14 protein-coding genes are annotated in these 14,211 nt (G+C 66.2%); 8 read left to right on the top strand and 6 right to left on the bottom strand.

Annotated features, from left to right (window positions below):
- Positions 1 to 37 precede the first annotated feature (37 nt).
- Both ATF69_RS22220 and aroC read right to left on the bottom strand, forming a co-directional pair.
- Positions 38 to 1,843, bottom strand: coding sequence for a bifunctional metallophosphatase/5'-nucleotidase (locus tag ATF69_RS22220; protein WP_146872322.1), 1,806 nt, complete (start codon positions 1,841 to 1,843; stop codon positions 38 to 40).
- 36 nt (positions 1,844 to 1,879) lie between these two features.
- Complete coding sequence (aroC, locus tag ATF69_RS22215) at positions 1,880 to 2,977, bottom strand: chorismate synthase (protein ID WP_056067164.1); 1,098 nt, start codon at positions 2,975 to 2,977, stop codon at positions 1,880 to 1,882.
- A gap of 204 nt (positions 2,978 to 3,181) precedes the next feature.
- Between aroC and ATF69_RS22210 the strand changes: the two genes are divergently transcribed.
- Entirely contained in the window at positions 3,182 to 5,419 is a 2,238-nt protein-coding gene (locus ATF69_RS22210; protein ID WP_146872321.1) for a sensor domain-containing protein, read from the top strand.
- A gap of 63 nt (positions 5,420 to 5,482) precedes the next feature.
- Here ATF69_RS22210 and ATF69_RS22205 read toward each other — a convergent pair whose 3' ends face one another.
- Entirely contained in the window at positions 5,483 to 5,932 is a 450-nt protein-coding gene (locus ATF69_RS22205) for a CBS domain-containing protein (protein WP_015013536.1), read from the bottom strand.
- Positions 5,933 to 6,090: 158 nt separating this feature from the next.
- On the opposite strand from ATF69_RS22205, the gene ATF69_RS22200 reads away from it, so the two are divergent.
- From ATF69_RS22200 to ATF69_RS22190, 3 genes are all read left to right on the top strand, one after another.
- Entirely contained in the window at positions 6,091 to 7,401 is a 1,311-nt protein-coding gene (locus ATF69_RS22200; RefSeq protein WP_146872320.1) for an O-acetylhomoserine aminocarboxypropyltransferase, read from the top strand.
- Between the two features lie 2 nt (positions 7,402 to 7,403).
- Positions 7,404 to 8,222 carry an alpha/beta fold hydrolase gene (locus ATF69_RS22195; protein ID WP_146872319.1) on the top strand — a complete coding sequence of 273 codons (819 nt, stop codon included), beginning with the start codon at positions 7,404 to 7,406 and terminating at the stop codon, positions 8,220 to 8,222.
- Between the two features lie 161 nt (positions 8,223 to 8,383).
- On the top strand, positions 8,384 to 8,731 hold the full coding sequence (locus ATF69_RS22190) for an Mpo1-like protein (protein ID WP_099729870.1): 348 nt from the start codon (positions 8,384 to 8,386) through the stop codon (positions 8,729 to 8,731).
- 104 nt (positions 8,732 to 8,835) lie between these two features.
- Here ATF69_RS22190 and ATF69_RS22185 read toward each other — a convergent pair whose 3' ends face one another.
- A complete protein-coding gene (locus ATF69_RS22185; protein WP_146872318.1) occupies positions 8,836 to 10,086 on the bottom strand; it encodes a YihY family inner membrane protein in 1,251 nt (416 codons plus the stop codon).
- A 21-nt stretch (positions 10,087 to 10,107) separates the two neighbouring features.
- On the opposite strand from ATF69_RS22185, the gene ATF69_RS22180 reads away from it, so the two are divergent.
- From ATF69_RS22180 to ATF69_RS22165, 4 genes are all read left to right on the top strand, one after another.
- The gene (locus ATF69_RS22180) at positions 10,108 to 10,539 is read left to right on the top strand and encodes a DUF2069 domain-containing protein (protein ID WP_146872317.1); all 432 of its coding nucleotides are present in this window, start codon (positions 10,108 to 10,110) and stop codon (positions 10,537 to 10,539) included.
- Positions 10,540 to 10,596: 57 nt separating this feature from the next.
- Positions 10,597 to 12,012, top strand: a complete 1,416-nt coding sequence (locus ATF69_RS22175) for an FAD-binding oxidoreductase (protein ID WP_146872316.1) — start codon at positions 10,597 to 10,599, stop codon at positions 12,010 to 12,012.
- Positions 12,013 to 12,146: 134 nt separating this feature from the next.
- Positions 12,147 to 12,614, top strand: a complete 468-nt coding sequence (locus tag ATF69_RS22170; RefSeq protein WP_146872315.1) for a GNAT family N-acetyltransferase — start codon at positions 12,147 to 12,149, stop codon at positions 12,612 to 12,614.
- A 21-nt stretch (positions 12,615 to 12,635) separates the two neighbouring features.
- Positions 12,636 to 13,256, top strand: coding sequence for an SMI1/KNR4 family protein (locus ATF69_RS22165; RefSeq protein WP_146872314.1), 621 nt, complete (start codon positions 12,636 to 12,638; stop codon positions 13,254 to 13,256).
- A gap of 144 nt (positions 13,257 to 13,400) precedes the next feature.
- On the opposite strand, the gene ATF69_RS22160 is transcribed toward ATF69_RS22165, so the two are convergent.
- Together ATF69_RS22160 and ATF69_RS22155 are read right to left on the bottom strand one after the other, a co-directional pair.
- Positions 13,401 to 13,889 carry a GNAT family N-acetyltransferase gene (locus ATF69_RS22160; protein WP_146872313.1) on the bottom strand — a complete coding sequence of 163 codons (489 nt, stop codon included), beginning with the start codon at positions 13,887 to 13,889 and terminating at the stop codon, positions 13,401 to 13,403.
- Positions 13,886 to 14,161 carry a hypothetical protein gene (locus ATF69_RS22155; protein ID WP_146872312.1) on the bottom strand — a complete coding sequence of 92 codons (276 nt, stop codon included), beginning with the start codon at positions 14,159 to 14,161 and terminating at the stop codon, positions 13,886 to 13,888. Before ATF69_RS22155 ends, ATF69_RS22160 begins: the two co-directional genes overlap by 4 nt.
- Positions 14,162 to 14,211: the final 50 nt, after the last annotated feature.

Raw genomic sequence — 14,211 nt, 5'->3', positions numbered from 1 at the left:
CCCCCACGCAGCGTGCACCAAACGCCTTTGGTGCTCCTCAGCGCGCGGCAGGCGCAACGCGGGTGATGCGGTGGGTAGCGGGTGGTGCCACCGGGCTCTGCAGCCGGAAGTACGCCTCCAGCGCATCCAGGTCCAGCTCACCCACGCGCCGGTCCTGGCCTTGCGTCAGCACCGTGAAGTTGTCACCACCGCTGTCCAGAAAGCTGCTCATCACCACACGCACGGACTGCAGGTCTGTCACCGGCGCACCATTCAGCACCATGTGGCTGATGCGCGCCCCGGCGGGCTGGCTCAGGTCGTAGCGGTAACTGAACCCGCTGGACACCGACAGCACCCGGGGCCGCTGCACGGTGTTGCCACCGCTGGCGAACTGCTGCTCCAGCACCGCGCGGATCTGCGCACCCGTGAAGGTCTTGATCACCAGCTGGTTACCAAAAGGCTGCACCGCATACAGCTGGCCGTAACGCACCAGCCCTTGCTCATCCGGCACCAGGTCAGCGCGCAGGCCGCCCGGGTTCATGAAGGACAGCTGCGCACCACCATCCGCAGGCGCTCGTGTGGCCAGCAGCTGGGCGTCCGCCACCAGATTGCCCAGCACGCTCTCCAGCGCCGCGTTGGGCTGGCGGCGCATGGCCCCTTGGGCCTGCCCCACTGGACGCTGGGCCAGCGGAATGGCGGCAGCGCGGTAGGTGTCGATGATCTTTTGCACGCCGGGATCTGCAGGGAACGTCGGCACGGCCGTTGTCAGCGGCACCGGCCCCTGGGCGCCCGTGAAGGCCTCGCCCTGCACCACCACATTGCGCGCCGTCTTGCTCACCACACGGCGGGTCTGCGTATCCACGCGCAGCTGGATGTCGGTGAGCAGCGTGCCGTACTGGCCTGCGCTGGTCAGCAAAAACGGCTTGGCCGGGTTCACGCGGCTGTAGTCGCACACATAGGCCTGGTGCGTGTGGCCCGAGACCACCACATCCACGGCCGGGTCCAGGCGCTCCAGGATGGGCACGATGTCGCCCGACAGACCTGCGCAGCTGGTCTCCTGCACGCCCGCCGTGGTGCCCCCGCCTTCATGGATGGCCACCACAATCACATCGGCGCCTTGGGCCTTGAGCTGAGGGATCAGCGCGTTGGCCGTGGCCGCCTCGTCCTCAAAACGCAGCCCAGCGACCCCGGACGGGCTGACCATGGTCGGTGTGGCCTGCAGCGTGAGGCCGATAAACCCCATGGTGACGGTGACACCGCCTTCGGTAAACCGCTTGAGCCCTGTGGCGGGCAGCAGGGTGCGCCCGTCTTCACGCACCGTGTTGGCCGCCAGCAGGCCAAATTGGGCGCCCTCAAAAGGCTTGCTGATGCGGCAAGGCTCGCGCGAGGTGAATTTCTCGCAGCCACCGTTCTGCAGCCGCAGCAGCTCGCGCCAGCCCCGGTCGAACTCGTGGTTGCCGACCGCGTTGAAGTCGATCTGCATGCGGTTGACGGCCTCAATGGTGGGCTCGTCCAGGAACAGCGACGACACCAGCGGCGAGGCACCCACCATGTCACCCGCCGACACCACCGCATGGTGCGGCGACTGGGCCTTGAGGGCTGCCATGGCACTGGCGAAATACGCCATGCCCCCAGCAGGTGCCAGCACCGGGCCTGTGGGCCCCTGCACCCGATGCGCCATGTGGGGCGGCTCCAGGTTGCCGTGCAGGTCGTTGAAGCCGATGAGGGTGATGTCGATGTGGGCCGGCGCGCTACCCGCCGCAGGGGCGATGGACGCAATGCCGCTACAGCCAGCCAGCCACAGCGGCACCGCCAAGGCGGCCAGCGCCCTGCGGTAAAAGGCCCGGAACAAGCGGTTGCTCATACAGAGGCACCGCCCCAGGGACGGTGGGAGTTGGTGTTACAGAAACGAGGCCTGGATCGGCGGCACAGGTGGCACCACATCGCCGCACTGGGCACGGTGACGCAGCGCGTGCTCCATCACCACCAGCGCCAGCAGCGCCTCGGCAATCGGCGCGGCGCGAATGCCCACGCAGGGGTCGTGGCGGCCCTTGGTGATCACCTCGGTGCTCTTGCCGTGGATATCGATGGACTCGCGCGGGCTGATGATGGAGCTGGTGGGCTTGATCGCAATGCTCACCTCCAGGTCTTGCCCCGTGCTGATGCCGCCCAGCACGCCACCGGCGTTGTTGGTGCGAAAACCCTGCGGCGTCATCGAATCGCCGTGCATGGTGCCCCGGTGGGCCACGCTGGCAAAGCCCGCGCCAATCTCCACGCCCTTCACGGCATTCAAGCCCATCATGGCGTGGGCGATGTCGGCGTCGAGCTTGTCATACAGCGGCTCGCCCAGGCCCACTGGCACGCCCGTGGCCTGCACACGGATGCGGGCGCCGCACGAGTCACCGGCCTTGCGCAGGGCGTCCATGTAGTCCTCGTACTGCTGCACGTCGGCCACGGGGGCAAAGAAGGGGTTGGCGCGTACGTGATCCCAACTCTCGAACGGGATGGGCAGCTCGCCCAGCTGCGTCATGCAGGCGCGGAACTGGGCGCCGTACTGCTGTGCCAGCCACTTCTTGGCCACGGCGCCTGCGGCCACCGTGGGCGCCGTCAGGCGGGCCGACGAGCGGCCGCCACCGCGCGGGTCGCGGATGCCGTACTTGTGCCAGTAGGTGTAGTCGGCGTGGCCGGGGCGAAAGCTCTCGGCGATGTTGCTGTAGTCCTTGCTGCGCTGGTCGGTGTTGCGGATCAGCAGGGCGATGGGGGTGCCGGTGGTCTTGCCCTCGTACACGCCAGAGAGGATCTCCACCGCGTCGGGCTCGTTGCGCTGCGTGACGTGGCGGCTGGTGCCAGGGCGGCGCCGGTCCAGGTCGGCCTGGATGTCAGCCTCGGTGAGCGGCATGCCGGGCGGGCAGCCGTCGATCACGCAGCCAATGGCCGGGCCGTGGGATTCACCAAAGTTGGTGACTGCGAATAGGGTACCGATGGTGTTGCCGCTCATGGGGCGGGATTATCCCAGAGCCCCGGGTGCCCGACGCACGGCCACACCGGTTTGCTGTGGTGTACTCCCCCACAGCTGCTACGTCACCGCACCCACGAGGCACCACACGCCCGATACGTGGCGCGTTTGCACAGGCATGACATATCCTGCTTGGCAGGGTTCTGGACGCTTGTTAGCATGTAAACATCGATTTTTGGGATCTCCATGCCCGCCCTCGCGCCACCCTCTCCGGGTCCGACATCACCTTCCCGCACCCTTCTGACTGCCGCCCTGGCAGATGCTCCCCTTCGCCGCGCACTGGACGCCAGCGACAACGCTGTGGTGATGACCAACAGCTCCAAGTGTGTGGTCTATATCAACGAAGGGTTCACGCGATTATTTGGCTACCAGCCCGCCGAGGTGCTGGGCCGGCACCTGAGCGAGGTCTTGCTGGGACCCCACTCCGATCCGGATCTGCTCGCAAGCATCCGGGGCAATGTGCTGGCCAAAGGCAGTTTTCGCACGGATACCTTGCTTTACAGCAAGGCGGGGCAGCCCCGCTGGGTGTCCCTGGTGATCAATGCGTCCGACGAAAGCTCCGGCGGACCGGGGGGCAGCATTTCGATCCTCACCGACATCACGCTCACCAAGATGCACGAGGTCCTGCAGACGCATGTGCTGGAGGGCATGGTCAACGAGTTGCCCCTGCCCGAGCTGATGGCCCTGGTCTGCCGCGAGGTCGAACGCATCGCGCCCGAGGTCACCGCCTCCATCCTGGCGGTAGATGCACAAGGCCGGTTGCACCCGCTGGCAGCGCCCAGCCTGCCAGCCACCATCAGCCGCGCGCTGGACGGACTGGCGATTGGCCCCAAGGTAGGGTCGTGTGGCACCGCCGCCTTCCGCAACGCACCCGTGGTGGTCACCGACATGGCCACAGACCCCCTCTGGGCTGACTACCAGGAATTGTTTGCCCCGAGCGGCATGCGCGCCTGCTGGTCCAGCCCCATTCGCGACCACTGGGGTCAGCCGATTGGCACCTTTGCGTTTTACTTCCGCGAACCGCGCGCACCCGACGCGCTGCATCAGCGCCTTGTCGATGTATGCCTGCACCTGTGTGCGCTGGCCATCGAACGCAACAGCACACACGAGCGTATCCACCAGCTCGCGTTTTTTGATGTGCTGACGGGGCTGCCCAACCGGGCCCTGTTTCGCAGCAGTGGAGAGCGGGCGCTGGCCGACCTGCAGCGGGGGCGCCATACCGGCGCGCTGCTGTTTCTGGACCTGGACCGATTCAAACAGATCAACGACACCCAGGGGCACGCCGCAGGCGATGCGCTGCTGAGCGAGGTGGCCCAGCGCCTGACCCAAGGCCTGCGTGCGCGTGACCTGATCGCGCGCCTGTCGGGCGACGAATTTGTGCTGCTGCTCTCCGAATGCACCACCGAACAGGCCGTGCAAAGCGCCCAGCGCGTGCTGCACGACATTGCCCAGCCGCTGGACATCTTCGGGCAGACCCATGTGCCCCACGCGAGCATCGGCATTGCGATGTTTCCGAACGATGGAGACACCATCGACACCCTGCTGCGCCATGCCGACCAAGCCATGCACCAGGCCAAAAGCGACCATCGCCACAGCCTGCAGCTGTTCAGCGCCGAGATGAACCGCCGTGCCCAGGAGCGCGCCTCGCTGGAGCGCGCGCTGCAGCAGGCACTGTCCGACCGCAGCCTCACGCTGCACTACCAGCCGCAGGTTCTCAGCAGCTCCCCCGGCACATTGCACGGTGTGGAGGCTCTGGCGCGCTGGAACCACCCGCAGTGGGGCATGGTGCCGCCGTCGCAGTTCATCCCCGTGGCCGAGGACGCCGGGCTGATCCATGAGCTGACCCTGTGGTTGCTGGACGAAGCCTGCCGCCAGCTGGCGGCCTGGCGCGCTGCAGGCCACGACGTGCCCTGCGTGGCCATCAACCTGTCGGGCCGCAGCTTCCACCGGCCGGAGTTTGCGCAGGAGATCAGTGATGCGCTGCAGCGCCATGGCCTGCGCGCCAGCGATGTGCTGCTGGAGATCACGGAGAGTGTGATGATGGATGCGCGACCCGTCACGCTGCAGAACATCGAGGCCCTGCACCACCAGGGTTTCAAGCTGTCGCTGGATGACTTCGGCACCGGCTATTCCAGCCTGAGCTACCTGCACCGCCTGCCCATCAGCGAGCTCAAGCTCGACATGGCTTTTGTGCAGGACCTCACCACCAGCGCCACGGCGCGCGCCCTCACGGTGTCGGTGCTGAGCATTGCGCACAGCCTGGGCATGGTGGTGGTGGCTGAGGGGGTGGAGACCACCGGCCAGCAGCAGTGGCTGCAGGCCCACGGCTGCCCGGTCATGCAGGGCTACCTGTTCGGCAAGCCGCTACCATCCGATGAGATCGAGGCCTGGCTGTGCGCCCAGGCGCCTCGCCCCTATCGCTGACTTGGCTAGAGGCACGTCTGTGCCGTCACGCCGGGACGCCGGCCTCGCGCCCCGCCCACAACCTCAGGTACGGGGTTCTTCTTCCGGCCAGTCGCGGATGTAGGCCTTGAGCATCTTGTTCTCGAAGTTCTGGCTGTCCACGACGGCCTTGGCCACGTCATAGAAGCTGATCACGCCCATCAGCATGCGGCGGTCCATCACGGGCATGTAGCGTGCGTGGCGGTCCAGCATCATGCGGCGCACTTCGTCCATGTCGGTTTCGAGGGTGCAGGTCAGGGGCGCATCGTCCATGGCCGTGCGCACCAGCATCGTGCCCACGCTGCCGCCGTTCTTGACCAGCGCCTGGATCACTTCGCGGAAGGTGAGCATGCCCACCAGGTCGCCATGCTCCATCACCACCAGCGAGCCAATGTCGCGCTCTGCCATCAGGCTCACGGCACCCGCCAGCGGCTCGTCCGGCGATGCGGTGTAGAGGGTGTTGCCTTTGACGCGAAGGATGTCGCTGACTTTCATGGTGCGGAGTCTCCGGGGGATCGGGAAGAATCGGAAAGAGTATGTGTGGGCCCGCACACACCAGCACATCCGCTGGGGTTGCCCAGGTGCTGCAGGCTGTTTGTCAGCAAATATAGCCCACAATGCCCGCCTGCATTGACAACATGGGAGACACACAGATGCCCGGTTACTCCGACCCCGGCTTTGACACGCTGGCGCTGCACGCAGGCGCCAGCCCCGACCCCACCACCGGCGCGCGCGCCGTGCCCATCCACCTGACCACCTCGTTCGTCTTCGAGTCGAGCGACCACGCAGCGTCCCTCTTCAACCTGGAGCGCGGCGGCCATGTGTACAGCCGCATCAGCAACCCCACCAATGCGGTACTGGAGCAGCGCGTGGCCGCCTTGGAAGGCGGCGTGGGCGCGATCGCCACCGCCAGCGGCCAGGCTGCATTGCACCTGGCGATTGCCACGCTGATGGGCGCGGGCAGCCACATCGTGGCCAGCACGGCGCTGTATGGCGGATCGCAGAACCTGCTGCACTACACGCTGTCGCGTTTCGGCATCGAGACCACTTTCGTCAAACCCGGCGACATCGACGGCTGGCGCGCTGCGGTGCGCCCCAACACCAAGCTGTTCTTTGGCGAGACCGTGGGCAACCCCGGCCTGGATGTGCTGGACATCCCCACCGTATCCTCCATCGCGCACGAGGCCGGCGTGCCGCTGCTGGTGGACTCCACCCTCACCTCGCCCTGGCTCATCAAGCCTTTTGAACATGGAGCGGATCTGGTCTACCACTCGGCCACCAAATTCCTCTCGGGCCACGGCACGGTGGTGGGGGGCATCGTGGTGGACGGAGGGAGCTTTGACTGGGACGGTCCCAAATCGGCCGGCAAATTTGCCGAGCTGGCGCAGCCGTACGACGGCTTTCACAACATGGTGTTCACCGAAGAGAGCACCGTGGGCGCCTTTCTGCTGCGCGCGCGGCGCGAGGGCCTGCGCGACTTTGGCGCCTGCATGAGCCCGCACACCGCCTGGCTCATCCTGCAAGGCATCGAGACCCTGCCGCTGCGCATGGCACAGCACATGCGCAACACCGAGAAGGTGGTCGAATTTTTGGCCGCGCAGCCGTTTGTGTCGCGCGTGGGCCACCCGTTGCTGGAGTCTCACCCCAGCCATGCCTTGGCGCAAAAGCTGCTGCCACGCGGTGCGGGCTCGGTGTTCAGCTTTGACCTCAAGGGCAACCGCGAGCAGGGCAAGAAATTCATCGAAACCCTCAAGGTCTTCAGCCACTTGGCCAACGTGGGCGACTGCCGCAGCCTGGTGATCCACCCGGCCAGCACCACGCATTTCCGCATGACCGACGAAGCGCTGGCGGGCGCGGGCATCAGCCAGGGCACGATCCGCCTGTCCATAGGCCTCGAAGATGCCGACGACCTCATTGACGACCTGAAACGCGCGCTCAAAGCCGCAGAAAAGGCGGGGGCCTGACCATGCACATCCAAGTCAACGGCGCCGCCATCTACTGCTACACCGGCGGCAAGGCATTTGATGCCGCCAAACCGACCGTGGTGTTCATCCATGGCGTGCTCAACGACCACAGCGTGTGGGCCCTGCAAAGCCGCTACATGGCCAACCACGGCTGGAACATTCTGGCCATCGACCTGCCCGGCCACTGCCGCAGTGGCGGCGATGCCCCCGCCACGGTGGAGCAAGGCGCGGACTTCATCGGCGCGCTGCTCGATGCCGCGGGCGTGCAGCGCGCGGCGCTGGTAGGCCACAGCTGGGGTTCCCTCATCGCCATGGAAGCCGCTGCGCGCCTGAAGGACCGCATCAGCCACCTGGTGCTGGTGGGCACCGCCTTCCCGATGAAGGTGTCGCCCGCACTCATCGAGGCCTCGCAGACCGACCCGGAGAAGGCGATGCGCATGGTCAACGTGTTCTCGCGCAGCACCTTGTCTGCGCCCCCATCGGCCCTGGGCCCAGGCACCTGGGTGTTTGGTGCAGGCATGGCGCTGGGGCGCAAGGTGCTGCGCAGCAACACAGCAGTCAATGTGTTCCACCGGGGATTTGTGGCCTGTGACAGCTATGCCGGTGGCGAAGCGGCCATGGCGCAACTGACCTGCCCCGTGCTGTTTGCGCTGGGCAGCCAGGACCAGATGACGGCGCCCAAGGCCGCACAGGGACTTGTCAAGGCCGCCCAGGCGGCGGGCAAGCAGGTGCAGATCACCCACCTGCCCGTGGGCCACAACCAGATGACCGAGGCGCCGGAAGAAACACTGGCCGCCATCCGGGACTTCCTTGCCCGGTGACTCCCAAACCCCGGCGCGCTGGCAGGCCCGCCGGGGCTTTCAGAACCTGTTCAAAGCGGCAGACCCGTTGGCGACACCACACCCGCACTGCCCCGCTGGTGCGCGCCGGGGTCACGGCGTATAACGCGGGCAGAGCCCCAACGCCGCCCGGAGACAACGCCATGACCACCCAGACTGCCACCCCGCAACCAGCGCCCAGCACGGACCCTCGGGCCTTCAAGCGCTTCGCGGACTTCTACCCGTTCTACCTGAGCGAACACAGCAACCGCACGTGCCGCCGCCTGCATTTTGTGGGCTCCACGCTCACGCTGGTCTGCCTGGCCATGCTGGTGGCCACGGGCAAGCCCCAGTACCTCCTGTACGGCCTGCTCTGCGGCTACGGCTTTGCCTGGCTAGGGCACTTCGGCTTTGAAAAGAACAAGCCCGCCAGCTTCAAACGCCCGCTGTACAGCTTCATGGGCGACTGGGTCATGTACAAGGACATCTGGACGGGTAAAGTGCCCCTGTGAGATGACTTGGAGCCCCAGAGGCTGGAAGCGCTAGTGCAACATGCCTCGTTAGCTATTATTTGTATAGCAATGAGCCGCCACTTGAAGGCAGTCATCCACCCCGGTCAACGCGCCTGCAGCACATCCGCCATGTACAAGCTTTCGAGCCTGGCGTTGACCCACAGCGGCCCCAGGCTGTCCACGCGCTGCAGCAGCAAGCGCTGCACCAGGGGCGCAAGCAAGGTGCTTTCCGGGTCGGCCAGCAGCACATAGCGGGACTCGGGCACGTCGGCCGCACTCACCGCAGCATCGGCCACCTGTCCGACCCAGTCCAGCGCGGTCAGGGCTTCCAGCACCGGCTCCAGCTGCAATCCATCGACCCGCAGCAACTGGGCCAGCTGGCTGGGGCGCAGGCCCTTGACGGGCTGCTGGCGCGCACGGTGCAGCGCCTGCAGCACCTCCACCGCCAGCTGAAACGTCCAGCCCGCCACCGTGCCGCGCCGTGCCACCCCCGCCAGCAGGCTGGGCAGGTACGCGGTCACCACCGCCCCCAGCAGCACGATGACCCAGGCCACATAGATCCAGACCAGCAAGATGGGCAGCGTGGCAAACGCGCCGTACACCACCGAGTAGGTGGGCACCTTGCCCAGGTACACCGCCAGCACCTTCTTGGCCAGCTCGATGCACACCGCGACAAAAAAGCCGCCCGTCCAGGCGTGCCGCCATTTCACTGGCGTGTTGGGCACATAGTGGTACAGCGACGCCATGCCGCCCGCCAGCACCACAAACTGGATCGAATCGAACAGCAACTGCACGCCGTCCGGCAGGCGCTTGACCAGCCCGCCGGAGGCCGACATCACATACGACGTGAGCGCCAGGCTCGCGCCCATCAGCAACGGGCCGAGCGTGATGGCCGCCCAGTAGATCAGCACCCGCTGCCCCAGCGGGCGCAGACGCTGCACGCGCCAGATGTCGTTGAGCGTGCGGTCGATGGTCAGGATCAGCGCCAGCGCCGTGGCCAGCAGGATGCTGAACCCCGCCACCCCCAGGCTGCTGGCCTTGGCCGCAAACTGCGTGAGGTAGCCCAGCACCTGCCGCGAGATGCTGTCAGGCACCAGGCTGCTGACCAGCCAGCCCTGCAGCGCGTCCTGCAGCTTGCCGAAGATGGGAAATGCGGTGAACACCGCCAGCGCCACCGTAAAAAACGGCACCAGCGCCAGGATGGTGGTGAAGGTCAGGCTGCTGGCCGTGAGGCCCAGGTGGTCCTCGCGGAAGCGCTCACGCAGCGTCTGGGCCGTGGTCTTCCAGGGGAAGTGCGACAGCTCATTGATCAGCGCCTCGGTGCGCGAGCCGACTGTCTGTAGGGAAAGAGGCATGGCCGATATGATGCCACCCCAATGACTGCCTCCCCCGCCAACTCTCTCCCACCGTCCGACAGCGGTGTCGCCGCCACCCGCTGGCTTGCCGCTGGCAGCCTGCTCGCCCTGATTGTTCTGTGCCTGGCCTGGGAGCTGGTGCTGGCCCCAGTCAGGCCTGGCGGCTCATGGTTGGCCATCAAGGCACTGCCGCTGTGCATCCCGCTGGCGGGCATCCTGAAGAACCGCATGTACACCTACCGCTGGGTCAGCCTGGTCATCTGGCTGTATTTCACCGAAGGCGTGGTGCGCGGCTGGGGCGACAAGCCCCCATCGCAATGGCTGGCCTGGGGCGAAGTGGCCTTGTGCCTCGTGCTGTTCACCGCCTGCACGCTGCATGTGCGCGTGCGCCAGCGCAACGCCAAGGCAGCCGCCGCTGCGGCGGAAGCCAGCGCAGCGCCACCCGCCCCCTGATGCCTATGTCGCAGCCCTCCGCTACCCGATCAACCCACTGAACACGTCGCTTCACCCATGACCACCTTGCTCGACACCCTGCGCACCATCGTCGGCCCCGCCCATGTGCTCAACGAAGGCGATCTCACCGCCTGGGAACAGGACTGGCGCCGCCGCGTGCGCGGCAAGGCCCTGGCCGTGGTGCGCCCTGCCAACACGCAAGAGGTGGCCGCCGTGGTCAAGGCCTGCGCGGCAGCGGGCACGGCCATCGTGCCCCAGGGCGGCAACACCGGCTTGGCTGTGGGCTCAACGCCCGACGACAGCGGCACGCAGATCGTGCTGAGCCTCACGCGCATGAACGCGGTGCGCAGCGTGGACACCGACAACCTGACCATGACCGTGGAAGCGGGCTGCATCCTGCAGAACCTGCAGGACGTGGCGCAGAACGCGGGCGTGCTCTTCCCCCTGAGCCTCGCGGCCGAGGGCAGTTGCACCATCGGCGGCAACCTGGGCACCAACGCGGGCGGCACGCAGGTGGTGCGCTACGGCAATGCGCGCGACCTGTGCCTGGGCCTGGAAGTCGTCACGCCGCAGGGCGAGGTGTGGGATGGCCTCAAGGGCCTGCGCAAGGACAACACCGGCTACGACCTGCGCGACCTGTTCATCGGCAGCGAAGGCACGCTGGGCATCATCACCGCCGCGACGATGAAGCTCTACCCCCAGCCCGCCGCACGCCTCACCGCCTGGGCCGCCGTGCCATCCATGGAGCACGCCGTGGCGCTGCTGGGTCTGGCACACAAGCAGCTGGGCGCGGGCCTCACGGGCTTTGAGGTGATGGGCCAGTTTGCGCTGAGCCTGGTGGGCAAACACATGCCGCAGCTGCGCGTACCCTTCCTCGGCGACGACAACGCACCGTGGTGCGTGCTGCTCGAAAACTCCGACAGCGAATCCGAAGAGCACGCGCGCGCGCGTTTTGAAGCGCTGCTGGAAACCGCGTTTGAAATGGGCTGCGTGACCGACGCCGTGGTGGCCGAGAACCTCACCCAGGCGCACCAGCTGTGGCACATCCGCGAGAGCATTCCCCTCGCCCAGGCCGAAGAGGGCCTGAACATCAAGCACGACATCTCGGTGCAGATCTCGCGCATCCCCGCCTTCGTGGCGCACACCGATGCGGTTCTGCAGCGCGAGATCCCGGGCGTGCGCCTGGTCAACTTCGGCCACCTGGGCGATGGCAACCTGCACTACAACGTGCAGGCGCCGGCAGAAGGCGACCCCAAGGCCTTCCTGCGCGAATACGAGGACCATGTGAACCACCTGGTGTACGAGGCCGTGGCCGAGTTTGGCGGCTCGTTCTCGGCCGAGCACGGCATCGGCGAACTCAAGGCCGACAAGCTGGCCAAGTACCAGTCGCCCGTGGCGCTCTCCATGATGCGCGCCATCAAGCAGGCGCTGGACCCGCAGGGCATCATGAACCCGAAGCGCGTGCTGCAGTAAGAGCGGCTAAAAACACTCCGCGAAGCGGTTCTGGCTAGGCGCTGTGTCGCAGGCAGTACGAGCAGTACGACAAGTCACAGCAACGACGCCAGAAGAGTTTTGTGAGCCGCTCTACACCCACAGAAAGCTGACCCATGACCGCTGCCATCACCGTGCGCCCGGCTCAACCCGAAGACTACGCCGCCTGGCGACCGCTCTGGGACGGCTACAACGCGTTCTACGGCCGCTTTGGCGCCACCGCGCTGCCTGAGCACATCACGCAAGCCACCTGGCAGCGGTTTCATGACGCGGCAGAGCCCATGTTCTGCCTGGTGGCGCAGGACGATGCCAGCGGCGAACTCCTGGGCCTCACGCACTATGTGTTTCACCGCAGCATGACGCGCATCGAACCCGTGTGCTACCTCAGCGACCTCTTCACCCGCGAGGTCGCACGCGGCCGGGGTGTGGGGCGGGCGCTCATCCACGCCGTGTACGACGCAGCGCGCGCCGCAAAGTCGTCGCGCGTGTACTGGCAAACCCATGAGAGCAACACCGCCGGGCGCCAGCTGTACGACAAGCTGGCCAAGCACCATGGCTTCATCGTGTACGCCCAAGAACTCTGACCGCTGCCCCAAGGACCTGCGATGACCCTGCCCGACCTGCACCGCGCCATTGCCGAACACACCGGCACCTTCCTCTGCGAGCGCATCAACAAGCCGCAAGAAACCAAAACGGTGAACTTCCAGCACCACATCCAGCCGCCTGCAGCGCTGGATGCGCCACTGCCCGACGTGGGCCAGTTGCCAGCGTTCTACGCCACGATGGGCGGCGTTTTGCTGTACCACGACGCCAACACCGGCGATGCGGCCCGCTACATCGCCCCGCCCGCCGAATGGGCCGAGCTGCAAGAGGCGTTTGAGGGCTGGACGGAACATCTGAGCGACGAAGAACGCGAAGAGATCCTGCCCGACTGGATCGAGCACTGCCAAGTGATTGGCGAGACACCCCATTCGGGCAACTACATCCTGATGGCGACCGATGGCGAGTGCGCCGGCCAGGTGTTCGAGTTCGACCACGACGGTTTTGAATTCACCCACGTGGCTGACGACCTGGTGGACTACGTGCAGCGCCTGCTCCACCTCGACAGCCCCACGCTGGCCAACATCGCTTCGCACATGCGCTTCATCGACAAGAACACGGGGGCACAGTGGTGGATTCTGGAAATGAGCGACAACCAGGGCCACCCGGTGCGTACCGACGTGTGAGCTGCGGCAGGGCAGGAAGCACCTATCGCTATAAAAATGAGAGCTTTCAGCGCATATAAATTGCGCGCCAGAGGCCATTTTTACTAGAACATTCGCTCTCCCGTCCGTGACCCGAGGGGTCACGCCGCCGCCGAAAAGGTGACGTCACAACACCTTGCGCATTGGCTGTGCCTGTAGCCCCGCCCAGATTTGCACTGCTCCATGCGGCGCATAGCCATGGCGGCGATAAAAGGCCTCCGCAGTGCGCGTGCTCTCCAACCCCAAAGCTGCGAGCCCCACCTCGCGTGCATGGGCCTCCACGTGCTGCAGCAGGCCCCGCCCCACCCCTTGGTGCAAAGCCTCTGGCACCACATAGCAAAGCGCCAGCGTGGGCCGCGCCAGCAGCGCAAAGCCCACCATCGTGTCGCCTCGGTATGCCCCCCATGCTGCAGCGCCCGGCGCGGAGATCCACGCAGCCAGGTTCTCGGGCGTCTTGTTGGCCAGCCAGGCCATCAGGATGGTGGGGTCATGGCCGTGGTCCAGCGCACAGCAGTGGGTGATGGACTGGCGGATGACCGCGCAGGCGGCTTCTGCGGCATCGGGGCCCACAGGGACGATGCGGAGGGCTTCGGAGGCTGCGTTGGCGGGCCTCATGCCGATGCGGCCCGCGACAAGCCCACCAGCAACACCGCCAGCAATGCGTAGAACAAAGATCCGGCGATGTACAGGCCGCTCGCAGTCACCACGCGTTGACCCTCGCGCCGAAACGACAACGCTCCGGCGGGAGCGAACATGCGGGCTTCCTGGTGGCGCACATGCTCTGTGCGCCAGCGACCCAGGCTGAGCACACGCACCACCAATGCGCCAGTGAATATCAGCAGCACATCGACGGCTGACCACAGCACCGCAACCACAAGATCAGTCATTGGCATCCCCAGCGAATCGGCGACGTTGGATCATAGACGGCCCGCCTCCA

This window comes from Acidovorax delafieldii (assembly GCF_007993815.1).
GTDB classification, from domain to species: Bacteria; Pseudomonadota; Gammaproteobacteria; order Burkholderiales; family Burkholderiaceae_C; genus Acidovorax; species Acidovorax delafieldii.
This window is presented reverse-complemented; position numbering and strand designations above follow the sequence as displayed.

Coding starts and splice junctions, on each gene's coding strand:
- ATF69_RS22160 (WP_146872313.1), bottom strand. CDS start 13,889: ATGAGGCCCGCCAACGCAGCCTCCGAAGCCCTCCGCATCGTCCCTGTG.
- ATF69_RS22170 (WP_146872315.1), top strand. CDS start 12,147: ATGACCGCTGCCATCACCGTGCGCCCGGCTCAACCCGAAGACTACGCC.
- ATF69_RS22220 (WP_146872322.1), bottom strand. CDS start 1,843: ATGAGCAACCGCTTGTTCCGGGCCTTTTACCGCAGGGCGCTGGCCGCC.
- ATF69_RS22195 (WP_146872319.1), top strand. CDS start 7,404: ATGCACATCCAAGTCAACGGCGCCGCCATCTACTGCTACACCGGCGGC.
- ATF69_RS22210 (WP_146872321.1), top strand. CDS start 3,182: ATGCCCGCCCTCGCGCCACCCTCTCCGGGTCCGACATCACCTTCCCGC.
- ATF69_RS22165 (WP_146872314.1), top strand. CDS start 12,636: ATGACCCTGCCCGACCTGCACCGCGCCATTGCCGAACACACCGGCACC.
- aroC (WP_056067164.1), bottom strand. CDS start 2,977: ATGAGCGGCAACACCATCGGTACCCTATTCGCAGTCACCAACTTTGGT.
- ATF69_RS22185 (WP_146872318.1), bottom strand. CDS start 10,086: ATGCCTCTTTCCCTACAGACAGTCGGCTCGCGCACCGAGGCGCTGATC.
- ATF69_RS22205 (WP_015013536.1), bottom strand. CDS start 5,932: ATGAAAGTCAGCGACATCCTTCGCGTCAAAGGCAACACCCTCTACACC.
- ATF69_RS22200 (WP_146872320.1), top strand. CDS start 6,091: ATGCCCGGTTACTCCGACCCCGGCTTTGACACGCTGGCGCTGCACGCA.
- ATF69_RS22175 (WP_146872316.1), top strand. CDS start 10,597: ATGACCACCTTGCTCGACACCCTGCGCACCATCGTCGGCCCCGCCCAT.
- ATF69_RS22180 (WP_146872317.1), top strand. CDS start 10,108: ATGACTGCCTCCCCCGCCAACTCTCTCCCACCGTCCGACAGCGGTGTC.
- ATF69_RS22190 (WP_099729870.1), top strand. CDS start 8,384: ATGACCACCCAGACTGCCACCCCGCAACCAGCGCCCAGCACGGACCCT.
- ATF69_RS22155 (WP_146872312.1), bottom strand. CDS start 14,161: ATGACTGATCTTGTGGTTGCGGTGCTGTGGTCAGCCGTCGATGTGCTG.